This window comes from Neoroseomonas terrae (assembly GCF_018129025.1).
Classification (GTDB): Bacteria; Pseudomonadota; Alphaproteobacteria; order Acetobacterales; family Acetobacteraceae; genus Neoroseomonas; species Neoroseomonas terrae.
Genome location: NZ_JAAEDI010000021.1, coordinates 16,632 through 30,874, shown reverse-complemented (window position 1 = coordinate 30,874; position 14,243 = coordinate 16,632). Strand labels below are relative to the sequence as shown.

Here is a 14,243-nt window from a genome sequence, read left to right as displayed (position 1 = left end):
GACGAGGATCGCCACGATGTCCACCCTGCCCTTGTTGTCCCGCCGCGGCCTTTCCGGGATGATGCTCGCCGCGCTGTCAGCGCGGGCCACCGCGGCCCAGGCCGGCGACGACCCGCTGCCGTCCTGGCGCGACGGGGAACGCAAGCGCGCCATCCTCGACTTCCTCGCCGCGACGACCACCGAGGGCGATGCCGGCTTCGTCCCGCCCGGGGACCGCCTCGCGGTCTTCGACAATGACGGCACGCTCTGGGTCGAACAGCCCATGTATACCCAGCTGGCCTTCGCCCTGGACCGCGTGCACGCGCTTGCCCCGCAACACCCGGAATGGCAGACGCAGGAACCGTTCCGCAGCGTGCTCGCGCATGATCGCGAGGGCCTGTCGCGCGCCGGAACGCGCGGACTGGTCGAGATCGTGAAGGCGACGCATGCCGGCATGTCGCCCGACGAGTTCCATGTCATCGTCGAGGACTGGCTGAGGCAGGCGCGCCATCCGCGCTTCGGGCGACCGTACACGGAGCTGATCTACCAGCCGATGCTGGAGGTCCTCGCCCTGTTCCGGGCGCGCGGCTTCCGCACCTGCATCTGTTCCGGCGGAACGGCCGAGTTCATGCGGCCCTGGACCGAGCGCGTCTATGGCATCCCGCCCGGCAACGTGGTGGGCACCACTTTCCAGATGAGCTTCGAGAATGGCCGTCTTCTGCGGCTGCCGGAGATGGATCTCATCAATGACGGGCCGGGCAAGCCGGTCGGCATGTCGCGCTTCCTCGGGGGCCTTCCGCAAGCGGCTTTCGGCAATTCGGACGGCGACTATGAGATGCTGCAGGTCGTCACCGCCGGGCCGGGACGACGCCTCGGCATGATCGTCCATCATGACGATGCGTTGCGGGAGTACGCCTATGATCGGCAGTCCCATTTCGGGCGGCTCGATCGCGCGCTGAACGACGCGGCGCGGCGCGGCTGGCACCTGATCTCGATGGCGGACGACTGGTCGAACGTCTTCCCGGCGTAAGGACGCTGCGGCGCGCCCTGATCGACGAAGCGATGGTCGCGCCGCCGGTCGACGCCGGCGTCCTGCTCGTCCTCGACATCCCCTGCGAGCGCCGGGAGGCAGCGAATCCGCGGGTCGCTGCCGATGCCGATGGCCCCCAACAATGCTCGTTCATGCACATCCCTGTCGCGCGACGGCGGTGCAACCGCGTCGGTTCCGTGCGCGGCCACGACCAGAGCCGCGGCACGCGCACCCCTCACGTGACAGCAGCACGCTGCGCCGCGGGACTCGGCGCCCGTCATGCGATGACCGGATCCGGTCCACGCGTCGCAAAGTTACGTTCCGACGGTCGCCGCGCCGCAACCATAGCCGGCGCAGTCTGTTGATCCTCTGACGCGGTCAGCTCCAGGAGAAGAAGGGTGTCGGGACTTACAGAAACCGTGGCCGTGAGGCCTCTCCATCCGATCCACGCCATGCTGCTGGCGTTTCCGCTGGCGCTGTTCGTCGGGGCGCTGCTGAGCGACATCGCCTATGCCCGCAGCTACCATGTGCAGTGGGCCAACTTCGCATCCTGGCTGATCGTCGGCGGTCTCGTCATGGGCGCCTTCGCCGTGCTTTGGGCACTGGTCGAACTGTTCCCACACACGCCGCATCGGGGGCGCGCCGTCATCTATTTTGTCGTGCTGCTCGCCATGTGGGTACTCGGCTTCTTCAACGCCCTGGTCCATGCGCGCGATGCCTGGGGCGCCATGCCCCAAGGGCTCTACCTGTCCGCCGCCACCGCGCTGCTCGCGGCGATCGCCGCCTGGATGGGCTATTCCCGAACGCTCCCGGGAGGGGTGACATGATGCGAACCGCACTTCTTCTCGGCGCCGCCCTCGTCATGAGTGCCTGCGACGGTGATCCCGGGCCGGTCGAACGCGGCGCGAACCCGAACCTGCCGCAACCGCAAAGCAGCCTGCTGCCGGAGATGACCATCCCGCGGCCGGTAGGCTGGGGCAATGAACGCCCCACCGTACCCCAGGGGTACACGATCCAGGCCATCGCCACGGATCTGAGAGTGCCTCGGCAGACCCTGGTGCTGCCGAACGGCGACATCCTCGTTGCCGAAGGTCGGGGTGCGAGCGCACCGGCCCTTCGCGTGAAGGACATCATCGCCGGCTTCATCAAGGGACTTGGCCGCAGCCAGGTGGAAGGCGGCAACAGGCTGACGCTGCTGCGCGATGCCGATGGCGACGGCAGCTATGAGATGCGGCGGGTCTTCGCGGAGAACCTGAACGCGCCATACGGCCTCGCCATGATCGGCAACGTCATCTACGTCGCCAATCAGGATGCGCTGGTACGCTTCGACTATACCGATGGCCAGACCGAGGCGAGCGGACCACCGACGACGGTCGCGGCGCTGCCATCCGCCATCAACCATCATTGGACGAAGGCGCTGACGGCCAGCACCGACGGACGATTCCTCTATGTCGGCATCGGCTCCAACAGCAACATCACGGAGCGCGGCATGGAGGCCGAGGTGGATCGCGCCCTGGTCTGGCAGGTGGATGTGCAGACCGGTGCACACCGACCCTATGCGACGGGCCTCCGCAATCCCACGGCCCTCGCTATCCACCCCGCGTCCGGCGAGCTCTGGGCGGCGGTGAATGAGCGCGACGAGATCGGGCCGAACCTGGTGCCCGACTATCTGACATCGGTGCGGGAGGGCGGCTTCTACGGCTGGCCCTACAGCTACTGGGGCGGCAACATCGACCCGCGCGTCCGGCCGCAGAATCCGGAACGGGTCGCGAGCGCCATCCAGCCGGACTTCGCGCTCGGCGCGCATGTGGCCGCTCTCGGTCTCAGCTTCTCCACGCCTGCCATGGGCGCGCAGTTCGCCGAAGGCGCCTTCGTCGGCGAGCATGGCAGTTGGAACCGCCGTGTGCCGTCCGGTTACAAGGTCATCTTCGTACCGTTCCGGGACGGCCGACCGGCCGGCGAGGCGCTCGACATCGTAACGGGCTTCCTGGACAACCAGGGCAATGCCCGTGGTCGGCCGGTCGGCGTTACCGTTGATCCGCGCGGCGCTCTGATCGTCGCCGACGACCTGTCGAACACGGTCTGGCGCGTCGCGCCGGCGCAACCCGGCGCGCCGCCGGCGAACCGCCAGTGAGCACGCCGGCCGATCGATCCTTGATACGGGTGCGCGGCAGCGTCATCTTTAACCCTGTGCCGGCAATCCGCCGGCCTATCGGAGGAGGAAGTTTCATGGCCTGGAAGAAGCCCAAGATCGTCGAGATCTCCCTCGCCCTCGAAATCAACAGCTACGCCTGCGCCGAGATCGGCTGACGTTACCGCCCCGGGGCTTACGGCATGCTCCGGGCCATTGTGCTGGGCGCTGCTGCCGGCGGAGGCTTCCCGCAGTGGAACTCCGCCGGGGATGGCTGCATGCGCGCTCGCGCCGGCGAGCCGCTGGCGGCCCCGCGCACCCAGGCAAGCCTCGCCGTGTCGGCTGACGGCGAACGGTGGCTGTTGATCAACGCGAGCCCCGATCTGCGCCAGCAGATTGCCGCCACACCAGCGCTCCATCCCCGCCCCGCCTCGCTGCGCAATTCCCCGATCGGCGCCGTCCTGCTGACAGGGGCGGAAGTGGACGCCATCGCGGGTCTCCTGCATCTGCGGGAGCGGCAGGACTTGGTGCTGTTCGCCGCGCAGCCGACGCTGGCGGTGCTGGACGCCAATCCCATCTTCCGCGCACTCAACCCAGCGCATGTCCATCGCCGGACGATCGGTTTTGATAGCGCCTTCGAGACGCTCGGCATCGACGTCACTGTGTACGCCGTGCCCGGCAAGGTGCCGCTGTTCGCCGAGGACACCGCGACGCCCGAAGTGGCGGAGGATGGCGAGGCGGCCGGCGTTCGCCTGTCCGCCGGCGGCGGCACGCTGCACTACATCCCTGGCTGCGCTGTGATGACCGATGCGCTGCGAGCCCGCCTTGCCGGGGCCGACTGCGTGATGTTCGACGGTACCCTGTTCATCGACGACGAGATGATCCGCCTCGGCGCGGGCCCCAAGACCGGCCGAAGGATGGGGCACATGCCGATGACCGGCCCGGGTTCGACGCTTGAGGCCTTCGCCGAGATCCCCGTGGCGCGGCGCATCTTCGTCCATGTCAACAACACCAACCCCGCCCTGCTTGCCGACAGCCCCGAGCGTGCGCATCTCAACGCCGCCGGGTGGGAGGTAGCCGAGGACGGGATGGAGATCCGCCTGTGAGACTGCTGACACCGGATGGGCTCGAAGCCGCGCTCCGCACCATCGGGGAGGAGCGCTACCATATCCATCACCCCTTCCATCACCTGCTGCACGGCGGGAAGCTGACGAAGGCCCAGGTTCAGGCGTGGGCGCTCAACCGCTATTATTACCAGGCCTCGATCCCGGCGAAGGATGCATCGCTCGTCGCGCGGCTCCCCACCCCCGAGCTGCGCCGCGAATGGCGCCGCCGGCTGGAGGATCATGACGGGGACGGCGTGCACCCCGGTGGCGTCGAACGCTGGCTTGCTCTGACCGATGGGCTCGGGCTCGACCGGGACTACGTCGTGTCCCTCGACGGCCTGCTGCCAGGGACACGCTTCGCGGTGGATGCCTATGTCCGCTTCGTGCGGGAGAAGTCGCTGCTGGAAGCCATCGCGTCCTCACTGACCGAGATGTTCTCGCCCAACATCATCTCGCAGCGCGTCTCCGGCATGCTGCGGAACTACGATTTCGTCACCGAGGAGACGCTCGCATATTTCACGCCGCGGCTGACGCAGGCCCCGCAGGACGTGGCCTTCGCCCTGTCCTACGTGCGCGAGCACGCGACCACGGTCGAACGGCAGGAACAGGTACTCGCAGCGTTGCGGTTCAAATGCGACCTGCTCTGGGCGCAGCTCGACGCGTTGCATTTCGCCTATGTCGCCCCGGGGCTGCCGCCACCCGGTGCCTTCCGGCCATGACCCCGCGCTTCGCCCCCGGCGTTCGCCTGCACCACGACACCGCGCGCCAACGCTGGGTCGTCATGGCGCCCGAGCGGATGTTCGTCCCGGACGAGACGGCGCTGGAAGTGCTGCGCCTGGTCGACGGCGCGCGCGACGTGGCGGCGATCGTCGATGCCCTCGCAGCCGCCTTCGCCGCGCCGCGCGAGGAGATCGACGCCGACGTGCGCGCGATGCTCGATGATCTGGTGGCGCGCGGGGCGCTCGCAGGATGAAGGCTCCGCTCGCGCTTCTGGCCGAGCTGACGCATCGCTGCCCCCTGCGCTGTCCCTACTGCTCGAATCCTGTGGAGCTGACCCGTGCCTCGGCGGAGCTGACGACCGAGGAATGGGCGCGCGTCTTCATGGAAGCGGCTGCGCTGGGCTGCCTGCAGGTGCATCTGTCCGGCGGCGAGCCGACCGCACGGCGCGACATCGTCGCCATCACCGCCGCGGCGCGGGACGCAGGGCTCTACACTAACCTGATCACCGCGGGCGTGCTGCTCGATGCGGTGCTGATGGCGCGGCTCGTCGCGGCTGGGCTCGATCACGTACAGCTCTCGGTGCAGGACGCCGAACCGGCCGGCGCGGAACGCATCGGCGGCATGAAGGGCGCGCAGGCACGCAAGGAAGCCGCGGCGCGCATGGTGCGCGAAGCGGGGCTGCCACTGACCCTCAACGCCGTCGTTCATCGGCAGAATCTGCACAATCTGCCGCTGTTGATCGACACCGCGCTGGAGTGGGGCGCCGCACGGCTCGAAGTGGCGCATGTGCAGTACTACGGCTGGGCGTTGGCCAATCGCGACGCGCTGCTACCGACGCGCGCCCAGCTTGACGACGCGACGCGCATCGTGACCGCGGCGCGGGAGGCACACCGAGGCCGGCTCGTCATCGACTACGTCGTGCCCGACTACCATGCGGCACGGCCGAAGGCCTGCATGGGCGGCTGGGGCAACAACTTCCTCGCCGTCTCGCCGGCCGGTCGCGTGCTGCCCTGCCACGCCGCGGAATCCATTGCGGGCATGGTGTTCCCGAATGTGCGCGAGACCTCCCTGCGCGAAGCGTGGGAGGAGAGTGAGGCCTTCAACCGGTTCCGCGGCACGGGATGGATGCCCGCCCCCTGCCGCGGCTGCGCGCATGCCGAGCGCGATTGGGGCGGCTGTCGCTGCCAGGCTTTCGCCTTGCTCGGGGATGCGGCGGCGACCGATCCTGCCTGCGCGCTGTCGCCGCATCATGCCATGCTGGCGGACGCGGTAGCGGAGGCGGGCGCCGCCGATTTCCGGTACCGCGCGTTCGGCTGACCGTCGACTTCAGTCGTGCTGCGCGAGGAAGTGCGCCAGCGCGGCGATCTCCGCATTTGATATGCCGACCATGGCGCTGTTCATCTGCGCGTCCGCACCGACGCGCTGCCCGTCGCGGTACTCCGTCATAGCGCGCAGGAGGTATTCCTCCCGCTGGCCGACGATCCGCGGCACCTGCTCGCGCCCGGTCAGCGCCGGCAGGTGGCATACGCCGCAGCGCCGCGGGCCGATCACCGCTTCGCCGGCGGCGTAAAGGGCCGCGTCTCGCGCCGGCCGATCATCGGGCGGGCCAGGCGGCAGGCTGGCGAAGTAGGCGGCCAAATCCTCGATGTCCTTGTCGGCCATGCCCTCGGTGACGGCCGCCATGGCGGGAACCTGGCGGATGCCCTCGCGGATCAGGATCATCTGCAGCGTGACGAAGCTGGCGTGCTGCCCGGCCAGGGAAGGCGTTTCCGGCATCTGGCTGCGGCCATTGTCGCCATGGCAGGCGGCGCAGCGTTCGGCCGCGAGGCTGCCGCCACGGGCGGCATCCTGCGCCACGGTGGAACCGCAGAATGCGACGGCCAGCGCGGCCGTCGCCGTCAGCAGGCGCAATCTCACTGCTGATACGAGATACGATAGATCGCGCCGAGCTGCTCGCCGGAGACGAGCAATGAGCCATCGCGCATCACGTGCACATCCACGGGACGATCAAGGAAGCGCTGGTTGGCATCGTCGCGCAGGCCCGTCATGAATTCCTCGATGCGCGAGACGTTCCCCTGCGCGTCGAGATGCGCGACGACGACGTCATAGCCGCTGAGCCTCTCGCGATTCCAGGAACCGCGGCGGGCGATGAAGATCTGGTTGCGATACGCTTCGGGAAACATGGTGCCGGTGTAGAAGCGCATGCCGAGGGCCGCGACATGCGGGCCGAGCAACGCGGCGGGCTGCACGAACTCGCTGCAATCGCGGCTGGCATTGTATTGCGGATCGGCGCGGCCGGCCGAGCAGAACGGAAAGCCGTGGTCCTCCCCGCTGCGGCGAACGCGGTGCAGCGTATCATCGGGCCAGTCATTGCCGGCCCAGTCGCGGGCATTGTTCGTGGCCCAGAGTTCCCGCGTCGCCGGATGGTGGGCCATGCCGACGCTGTTGCGCACGCCCCGCGCCTCGATGCGCCGGTCGCTGCCATCGGGGTTGAAGGACACGAGCAGCGCGAACTTGTCGCGGTCCGTCTCGCAGATATTACAGTTCACCCCGACATTCGTGTAGATCCGGCCATCCGGCCCGAGTGCCGCGAACTTCCAGGAATGGTTGCCGCCGTGGTCGGCATCGGTCGGCAGAGCAAAGGCTTGGGTCAGTTCGACCGGCGCGGGCACGCTGTCGAGGTTGGCCTCGATGTTGTCGTACCGCAGGACGCGATTGACGGCGAAGACGTAGAGGTTGTTGCCGATCATCACGAGGCCGTTCGGCTGCGGCAGGCCCTGCGCGATGATTCGTGTGCGCGTCGTGCCGTCGCCATTGCGCGAGATGGCATAGACGCGCCCGATGGCGCGCGAGCCGGCGAAGATCGTGCCGTTGGGCCCCTCGGCCATCATCCGGGCGCCGGGAATGCCGTGCGCATACACTTCCGCCCGGAAGCCCGGGGGCAGGCGCAGGGAGGATACCGGCAGCTGGTCGGCCGGCGTCACCGTCAGACGTGGCGCGTGCGGTGCCAGCGTGGATCCTTCGGGACGCCCGATGGCCCATCCGGGCACCGCGGGCTGTTGTGCGTAGGCCGGGATGGCGACAAGGGCGATCGCAACTCCCGCCAGGAGGCGTCGTATGGTCATGGCGTCTTCTCCCTCCGCCCCCTTGGAGGGCGTGGGAAGAATTGGAATAGGGAATCGCGGCGACCTGCAAGCAAAGGTTGCGGTTAGCGGGCGCAACAGATCGGGCGCCCACCCCGGCGATCGTCGGGGGCCGCAGGCGGCCCAACTCCGCGCGGCCGGTTCCGGCCAGTATCGTTGGGGACCACCCAACCGCTCCGGCGCGGTCAGTAGGGGTGCCGCGGCCGACACCCGATCTGAACCTCGTCGCCAGAGAACCGCGCCGGCAAACGGTCGGACTGCCGACGCTCGCCGGCCGCCTCTCCGGAAACAAAACCTGCGACGTCGCGTTCCTGGCCCATTGGACGGAGGCGTCATGAACGTCCGGAACCGGATGGAGATCGCAGTGACGCCGCACGCGGTGCGTCTGATCGCGGCCTGCCCGGTGGATGAGGTCGTCGTGGGCAGCGGCGTTGCCGGCCTTTCGGTCAGGTATGAGGTGACGCGTCCTGGCTCGTCCGTCATGGTCCTCGGTTGTGGGCCGGCGGTATGATCGCGCGAACCACCGCGCATCTGACGCCGGTCTGCGATGGTTCCTTGGCGCCCCTATGTGTCGGCCCGTGGCCAGGAGCACGCCGCGCCGTCGACAGAGCCGCGAAGATGCAACGGGCGCTCATCCCTGGCTTTTGAGTTCCGGCGGCTCGACGGCGCCCTGGTCCTGGATCCTGAGAGCGACAGCGAGAGAGCTTCTCCCGCTCCACTGGCCCCAGCAACACGTTGAACGACCGATCGGAGGAACTCGGATGAACACCGCAAACCTGCAGATGGAAGGTGTGCTGTTGGCGGTTGCGGCCCTCTGCGCCGAGTTGCGGCGCAGGGCCGTGCTGACTGACGAAGATCTGGAGCGGGCATTTACCGTTGCTGAAGGGGGCGCATCTGCCCGAGCCGCGGCGCTAAGGAACGCCAATGCCGAGGCGATCCTTTTCCCCATTCGCTTTCTTCGGCTGGGGTTGCGCGACAGCGCGCGGGGTCTGGACTACGGGGCCATCGCCGCCGAAGTCGGTCGTGAACGGGATCGGCTGCCTCGTTAGTCGAACGGAAGGACCGGCGACCTGATGGCCTTGCCAGCGCCCAGCCGCTGGAGGCTCCAGCGCGGGCGGCCGGCCAGCCAGGCATGCGATTCGCGTGTGCGCCTTCGCCGCTGGCGGATGGCCTTGTTCCTGTCACCTCCTGCCTTCTTCAGGCGGAGACTCGCAGGCCGGGGCACCGAGAGGCGAAGGTGCATATCTCGGCTGGTGGACTCGGAGCGGTCTGGACCAAGATACGTGCCAAATCCTGGAACTGGATCGACATGCAGGCCCCGTTATTAACGCTCTCGGCGAGCAAACTGTCATCGGGCTGCACTTCTCTTCCAAAGGTCCACCGCCCTAACGGCAGCCGCGAGTTCCTCACCGCCGGTGACGCCTCTACCGGCTGGCGCGTCTGCTCCAGCCCGGCCAAGGAAGTCTGCCGTCCGGGTGGAATGCCGTCCGGCAGGACGGTGGGTTCAACCGCAAGAAAATGGTGATCGCATGCCCGCCCGAACCCAGGCGAGCGACGGGATGCGCCGCATCCTTCCCGATGACGCTCGGAAAGCCGCCCGCCTGAACCGCAAGCTCACTAGGGCCGAAGTTGAGGCAGCGTGCGAGCAACTCCGGCGCCTCCCGCCAGCCGACCAAAAGGTCGCAGTTTGGCTGATCGCTAAGCTCGCTAACGACGACATCCGCTGAACGCTCACGAAAGCGATGGCGGAATCGTAGTGTCGAGAGCAAACTGTGACGATCGCGTAAAGTGATGGTCAATGCATAAGCATTCTATTGCCGAAGAGAAGGGCTCGCGGCTTGGTCGCAAGCCGACGAAGAAACAGATCGAAGCAGCGTGCGAGAAGCTCCGTCGCCTCGGTCCCGATGATCAGAAGGCAGTATTATGGCTGATCGGGAAAATGGTCGAAGGCGACGAGATTGACGAGCTTTGACCCCGCATCCTCCCCCGGAGCTACCGTCGAGGACGGCCCGGTGAAGGGCGCGGCCGGGCGGAAAGGCAATCCGGGTCCTGGTACATGAGGGACCCAAGCCCGAAAGCAGGTTCGCGGGTCAGTGCGCTGTTCAGCGACTTCTCCCGCGCGGCCCGGCGGCGCCGCTGCAGTTCATTGTTCGCGAAGGATGTGCGGTGCCGGGATAGGGCGCGAAGGAACCCGCCGGGTGCCGGCCCGCGAGGTCGAAGTGCAGCCTGCTGCCTCCAGGCGGCGGCGACTTTGTCGTGTGATCGTGCGAGCCCTCAATACGCCTGCGGTTAGGCTACGCACCCTGCTCCTGATCGGCTGAATGCGACGACCCTGTCCGCACGGACCTCGAAAGTCGTTCGGCACGGTGACGGATAGGCCGGGTAGCCGGTCCCGAGGCCAAGCCCCAAGCCTGCGCCGCCGCCGCCCCAACCAAAGCCGCCGATGCCAATACCAATGCCTGGTGCCACGGAGGGCCCCTGCGATCCCAACTGGTCGTATTGCAAGAAGCGCCTTCCTTCTGGCGTGGTGAAATCGCTGTTTGGCACGCCGACGGTCTGCACAAGCTCATCCACCGATCGCCCCACGAGCGGCTGCAGGCGCGCATCGAAGCCGGCCTCGGTAGCACAGCCGGCGAGAACGAGCATGACGAGGGGGAGCGGCCTCATGGTCTGCCTCGCTACCTCCGCTTTCGCCGACGCTGTTTCGACGGCGCCGGGGCACGTGCCAAAAGGCCCGTCGCGCCCCCCGAGGCTACCGCGGCTTGCACGCGCCTTCCTGCGGCGAGGCCCATCTCCAATCCAGCAGCGGCAACGCGGTTCGCCCCGCTAAGCCAGAGGCTCACGAAGGCACTTCGAGAGCCGCGCATCGATCTCTAGGTCCTCTCCATGCGCGGCGGCGGCGCCTTCTTGATCGTGCCTGGGCACAGCTTCGCGAGTTGCTGTCCGATCGGATAGGAGCGGTGTGTCACGGCGGCATTCGCCGGAGGTGCCAGCTTCAGCGGTGACGGACTTGCCAGTGCGCGAGCCATGGTCATTCCCCTTTTCTGCTATCAGACGACAAAACAACACTGCCGAACGGAAGTTTACGGCCGCGGTGCGTCGCTCGCGCTTTTGCGCTGTGCCGTACCCTCACAGTTCGGACGGCGGCCTCCTCTGCGGGCGGCAACTGCCCAGGCGGCGCCGCGACGCGGAGCAGATGGCCAGGGAGTGAACGGCCTGGGCTCGACAGCAAGAATTTGGACCTCCCGGTTTGAGTTTCTTCCGGCGAGTAATGGCGAACTAAGCGGCGACGGCACTCTCGGCACTGTTCATCGTCACACCGACCACCTGGCCCGGATTGCGGCCGAGACGGCGCGGCACATCATGGCGGAAGATGCTGAGGGCCTTACCGGTCGGTCGGAATGGGCAGTATTGCTGTTCACGGAGCGCCGGAAGGTCCTTCAAGAAGTTCAGCAGCTGTGCAAGCCAATGGCTGCCGCGGCAGCATCTCGCGGTGGACGGCGGTGATCTGAGGGGGAGCGCCTCGAGCGGACGTCCATTGGAACTGGCGGAGGAAGTGCTCCCGGGTTCGAACCGTCTCTACTCGCCGCCCCCGCGGGAACCGGCCCGGTGACGCAGTGGTGGGAACCGCGCACTGAAATGGTCTGGCTGCCTACAGATTCGTGTACAGTTGCAGTCTGCCGCGCGCCATCAGAAGCTCAATCGATAGGCGCCGCACTTCAGCTCCGATCAACAGGATGGTAAGCGGCCCCTGCACTATCGGCCGAGGCATCTGCCAGTGCCCGGGCTGGCAAGAACCTGCCGCGCTGATTGCCAACAACATCTATTTATTGGCAGGATGTGAACAGAATTAGCCGGGGACGATGATTTTAACATGCTGGGCAGACGCGGCAAGAGAAGCATTGGCGCAGGCCCGCGCCCGTGGGCGGTTGGGATGGCAAGCGAGACTCCCTTTGCCCCCGCCAGCCTCCAGCCGCCTTTCCCCGATTTGCCTACTGCACCCTCGAGCCCAACGGTCACCAAGCAAGTGAAATGCCCTAACAGATGGTGATCGAACTAAACGAGGAGCAGGACGCGGCGCTCCGTACCATTCGATCCTTTCTGCGCGACGACGCGCTGGACGCCTTCATCCTTCGTGGCAGCGCGGGCACCGGTAAGACAACACTAATTGCCGCCTTGACCGCCGTGCTGGAGGAGATGGAGCTATCCTTCAGTCTGCTTGCGCCCACGGGCCGCGCGGCCCGTATCCTCGGCAACAAGGTGCGCCTGATCAGGGGCACGGTCGAGGGCAAGGGGAGCACGATTCATTCGCGAATTTTCAAGCCTCCCAAAGTCGAGGTGAACGAGGAAGCGGAAAGCGCCAATGACCCTGGCGTCCGCCTCGTCTTCCCCTTGAGCTCCGAAGAAGCGATGGAAGCTCTCTTCGTCATCGACGAGGCTTCCATGGTTGGTGACCGAGAAACCCCGGGCGACTATGTCCAATTTGGCTCCGGCCGCCTTCTCCAGGATCTGGTAACCTATGCCCGGATCAGGCGCCCAGGACGGGGGAACGATCACCGCACCAAACTGCTCTTTGTTGGTGACCCCGCACAGCTGCCGCCGGTGGGAGAGGACACCTCTCCAGCACTTTCGGAGGAATACCTCCAGACAAAATTCGGGCTCCGCATCGCCACCGCTGAACTGAACTCCGTGGTGCGCCAAGCGGCAGGGAGCGCCATCCTCGCTCGGGCGACAGAAATCCGAGATGCACTGCGCGCCAAGCGCTTCAATACCTTCACTCTGAAACCCTTCGACGCCGAGGTCGAGAAGGTGGACCCGGAGCGAGCCCTCGACCTGATCGTCGAGAGTCTTCGGGCGAAGGAATCCACGGTAGCGGTGGTCTTCTCGAATGCCATGGCACTGGACTACAATCGCGCAGTACGTGATCGGCTCTGGGGGGATGCGGACCTCCCTATCCAGGTCGGCGACACTTTATTGGTCAACCGCAACTCGCGGCCCTACCAGCTCAGCAACGGTGACCTTGTGAAGGTCCTCTCGGTGCGGGCGGAATGCGAGAGCGTCCTGGTGCCGATGAAGGGCATAGCTCCAGTTGAGCTTCGATTCCGCGAGGCCGAGGTCGCCTTCCGGGATGTTGATGGCACCGTCATCAGGCGAGAGTGCCTGCTGCTCGAGAACCTCCTGGCATCGCCAATGCGCGACATTTCCCCGGCGGAGCAGCGGGCACTATTGGTACATTTCCGGATGCGGTACCCGCAGCTGAAACCCCACATGCCGGCGTTCCGCCTGAATATTGCCGATGATGGCTACTTCAACGCGCTTCAAGTGAAGTATGGCTATGCCATGACCTGCCATAAGGCCCAGGGCGGCGAATGGCACAGCGGCATCGTCCACTTCTCACTCCCCGGCGACGGGCGAAATTCATCGTCCTTCCGCTGGGCATATACGGCCATCACTCGCGCGGTAAAAAGGCTTGTCGTCGTGAATCCACCCGACTTCACCGATGACAGCGACATGAAATGGAACATTCCCTCCATCCGCACTGAGTTGGATGAGCGGAAGGATTTCACGGCCGATCCCGATTGGAACCGGCTCTCCTTCTCCTCCCAACTCGCTGCCCTGATGACCGTGCACCAGCAGCTGCGTGGGGCGTGGCAGGAACAGGGCATCACCATCGAGCAGCTACAGCACCTGCAATACTGCGAGCGCTATTCCCTCCAGCGGGAGGGCAAGCGCGCGGTCGTCCAATACTGGTACGATGGTAAGTTCCGCGTCGGCCGCTCCGGCACTGCGCCGGGAGCCTTCCATGACGCGACCCTCGCCGATGAGGCGTTGGCCGCCTTCCAAAGGCTCTCGGGTGGGCCGAACGCGCGACAGCCGGAACCTTTCATCCAGGAATTCCTCTCCCGCCTCGACGCCGCAATGACGGGCGCCTCCATCCAACGGACCGGCCATGAGGTCATGCGCAACCGCCTGCGCGTGACCTTCGCTGATGCGACCCGCCGCGGAGCAGTAGATTTCATCCATAACGACGCTTCCACCTGGACGGCCGCACAGGAAGTCGGCGGGCCGGGAAGCAGCCGAGGCCTGTATGAGGAGGTGCAGGGGCTGATGGCCATGGCAAAGGCCTGAACGCT

General features: G+C 66.6%; 16 protein-coding genes. 12 read left to right on the top strand and 4 right to left on the bottom strand.

The window, feature by feature from the left end; genetic code table 11:
• Positions 1-16 precede the first annotated feature (16 nt).
• The 8 genes from GXW78_RS19085 (at position 17) to pqqE (ending at position 6,283) form a co-directional block, all read left to right on the top strand.
• Positions 17-1,009 carry an HAD family hydrolase gene (locus GXW78_RS19085; protein ID WP_211870488.1) on the top strand — a complete coding sequence of 331 codons (993 nt, stop codon included), beginning with the start codon at positions 17-19 and terminating at the stop codon, positions 1,007-1,009.
• Between the two features lie 425 nt (positions 1,010-1,434).
• The gene (locus GXW78_RS19080) at positions 1,435-1,836 is read left to right on the top strand and encodes a DUF2231 domain-containing protein (RefSeq protein WP_338147789.1); all 402 of its coding nucleotides are present in this window, start codon (positions 1,435-1,437) and stop codon (positions 1,834-1,836) included.
• Positions 1,833-3,143 (top strand): PQQ-dependent sugar dehydrogenase, encoded by a 1,311-nt coding sequence (locus GXW78_RS19075; protein ID WP_211870487.1) that lies wholly within the window; start codon positions 1,833-1,835, stop codon positions 3,141-3,143. Before GXW78_RS19080 ends, GXW78_RS19075 begins: the two co-directional genes overlap by 4 nt.
• A complete protein-coding gene (gene pqqA / locus GXW78_RS19070) occupies positions 3,140-3,319 on the top strand; it encodes a pyrroloquinoline quinone precursor peptide PqqA (RefSeq protein ID WP_211870486.1) in 180 nt (59 codons plus the stop codon). The genes GXW78_RS19075 and pqqA overlap by 4 nt, the downstream gene beginning before the upstream one ends.
• 24 nt (positions 3,320-3,343) lie before the next feature.
• A complete protein-coding gene (pqqB, locus tag GXW78_RS19065) occupies positions 3,344-4,246 on the top strand; it encodes a pyrroloquinoline quinone biosynthesis protein PqqB (RefSeq protein ID WP_211870485.1) in 903 nt (300 codons plus the stop codon).
• Entirely contained in the window at positions 4,243-4,965 is a 723-nt protein-coding gene (gene pqqC / locus GXW78_RS19060) for a pyrroloquinoline-quinone synthase PqqC (protein ID WP_211870484.1), read from the top strand. Before pqqB ends, pqqC begins: the two co-directional genes overlap by 4 nt.
• Positions 4,962-5,219, top strand: a complete 258-nt coding sequence (gene pqqD / locus GXW78_RS19055; protein ID WP_211870483.1) for a pyrroloquinoline quinone biosynthesis peptide chaperone PqqD — start codon at positions 4,962-4,964, stop codon at positions 5,217-5,219. Before pqqC ends, pqqD begins: the two co-directional genes overlap by 4 nt.
• Complete coding sequence (pqqE, locus tag GXW78_RS19050; RefSeq protein ID WP_211870482.1) at positions 5,216-6,283, top strand: pyrroloquinoline quinone biosynthesis protein PqqE; 1,068 nt, start codon at positions 5,216-5,218, stop codon at positions 6,281-6,283. The genes pqqD and pqqE overlap by 4 nt, the downstream gene beginning before the upstream one ends.
• 9 nt (positions 6,284-6,292) lie before the next feature.
• Here the strand turns inward: pqqE and GXW78_RS19045 are convergent, their stop codons facing one another.
• Positions 6,293-6,883, bottom strand: coding sequence for a c-type cytochrome (locus tag GXW78_RS19045; protein WP_211870481.1), 591 nt, complete (start codon positions 6,881-6,883; stop codon positions 6,293-6,295).
• Complete coding sequence (locus GXW78_RS19040) at positions 6,880-8,091, bottom strand: PQQ-dependent sugar dehydrogenase (protein WP_211870480.1); 1,212 nt, start codon at positions 8,089-8,091, stop codon at positions 6,880-6,882. The genes GXW78_RS19045 and GXW78_RS19040 overlap by 4 nt, the downstream gene beginning before the upstream one ends.
• Before the next feature lie 352 nt (positions 8,092-8,443).
• Here GXW78_RS19040 and GXW78_RS19035 point away from each other — a divergent pair, with 352 nt between their 5' ends.
• From GXW78_RS19035 to GXW78_RS19025, 3 genes are all read left to right on the top strand, one after another.
• A complete protein-coding gene (locus GXW78_RS19035; RefSeq protein ID WP_211870479.1) occupies positions 8,444-8,620 on the top strand; it encodes a hypothetical protein in 177 nt (58 codons plus the stop codon).
• Positions 8,621-8,870: 250 nt separating this feature from the next.
• The gene (locus tag GXW78_RS19030; protein ID WP_211870478.1) at positions 8,871-9,158 is read left to right on the top strand and encodes a hypothetical protein; all 288 of its coding nucleotides are present in this window, start codon (positions 8,871-8,873) and stop codon (positions 9,156-9,158) included.
• A 749-nt stretch (positions 9,159-9,907) separates the two neighbouring features.
• A complete protein-coding gene (locus tag GXW78_RS19025) occupies positions 9,908-10,081 on the top strand; it encodes a hypothetical protein (RefSeq protein WP_211870477.1) in 174 nt (57 codons plus the stop codon).
• 317 nt (positions 10,082-10,398) lie between these two features.
• On the opposite strand, the gene GXW78_RS19020 is transcribed toward GXW78_RS19025, so the two are convergent.
• On the bottom strand, positions 10,399-10,755 hold the full coding sequence (locus GXW78_RS19020; RefSeq protein ID WP_211870476.1) for a hypothetical protein: 357 nt from the start codon (positions 10,753-10,755) through the stop codon (positions 10,399-10,401).
• Positions 10,756-10,982: 227 nt separating this feature from the next.
• Entirely contained in the window at positions 10,983-11,138 is a 156-nt protein-coding gene (locus tag GXW78_RS19015; RefSeq protein WP_211870475.1) for a hypothetical protein, read from the bottom strand.
• 1,015 nt (positions 11,139-12,153) lie between these two features.
• On the opposite strand from GXW78_RS19015, the gene GXW78_RS19010 reads away from it, so the two are divergent.
• On the top strand, positions 12,154-14,238 hold the full coding sequence (locus tag GXW78_RS19010; protein WP_211870474.1) for an ATP-dependent DNA helicase: 2,085 nt from the start codon (positions 12,154-12,156) through the stop codon (positions 14,236-14,238).
• Positions 14,239-14,243 lie beyond the last annotated feature (5 nt).

Bases quoted from the DNA above. Each gene is read 5' to 3' on its own strand.
- GXW78_RS19085 (WP_211870488.1), top strand. From the start codon at position 17: ATGTCCACCCTGCCCTTGTTGTCCCGCCGCGGCCTTTCCGGGATGATG.
- GXW78_RS19075 (WP_211870487.1), top strand. From the start codon at position 1,833: ATGATGCGAACCGCACTTCTTCTCGGCGCCGCCCTCGTCATGAGTGCC.
- pqqB (WP_211870485.1), top strand. From the start codon at position 3,344: ATGCTCCGGGCCATTGTGCTGGGCGCTGCTGCCGGCGGAGGCTTCCCG.
- pqqD (WP_211870483.1), top strand. From the start codon at position 4,962: ATGACCCCGCGCTTCGCCCCCGGCGTTCGCCTGCACCACGACACCGCG.
- pqqE (WP_211870482.1), top strand. From the start codon at position 5,216: ATGAAGGCTCCGCTCGCGCTTCTGGCCGAGCTGACGCATCGCTGCCCC.
- GXW78_RS19040 (WP_211870480.1), bottom strand. From the start codon at position 8,091: ATGACCATACGACGCCTCCTGGCGGGAGTTGCGATCGCCCTTGTCGCC.
- GXW78_RS19035 (WP_211870479.1), top strand. From the start codon at position 8,444: ATGAACGTCCGGAACCGGATGGAGATCGCAGTGACGCCGCACGCGGTG.
- GXW78_RS19030 (WP_211870478.1), top strand. From the start codon at position 8,871: ATGAACACCGCAAACCTGCAGATGGAAGGTGTGCTGTTGGCGGTTGCG.
- GXW78_RS19025 (WP_211870477.1), top strand. From the start codon at position 9,908: ATGCATAAGCATTCTATTGCCGAAGAGAAGGGCTCGCGGCTTGGTCGC.
- GXW78_RS19020 (WP_211870476.1), bottom strand. From the start codon at position 10,755: ATGCTCGTTCTCGCCGGCTGTGCTACCGAGGCCGGCTTCGATGCGCGC.
- GXW78_RS19015 (WP_211870475.1), bottom strand. From the start codon at position 11,138: ATGGCTCGCGCACTGGCAAGTCCGTCACCGCTGAAGCTGGCACCTCCG.
- GXW78_RS19010 (WP_211870474.1), top strand. From the start codon at position 12,154: ATGGTGATCGAACTAAACGAGGAGCAGGACGCGGCGCTCCGTACCATT.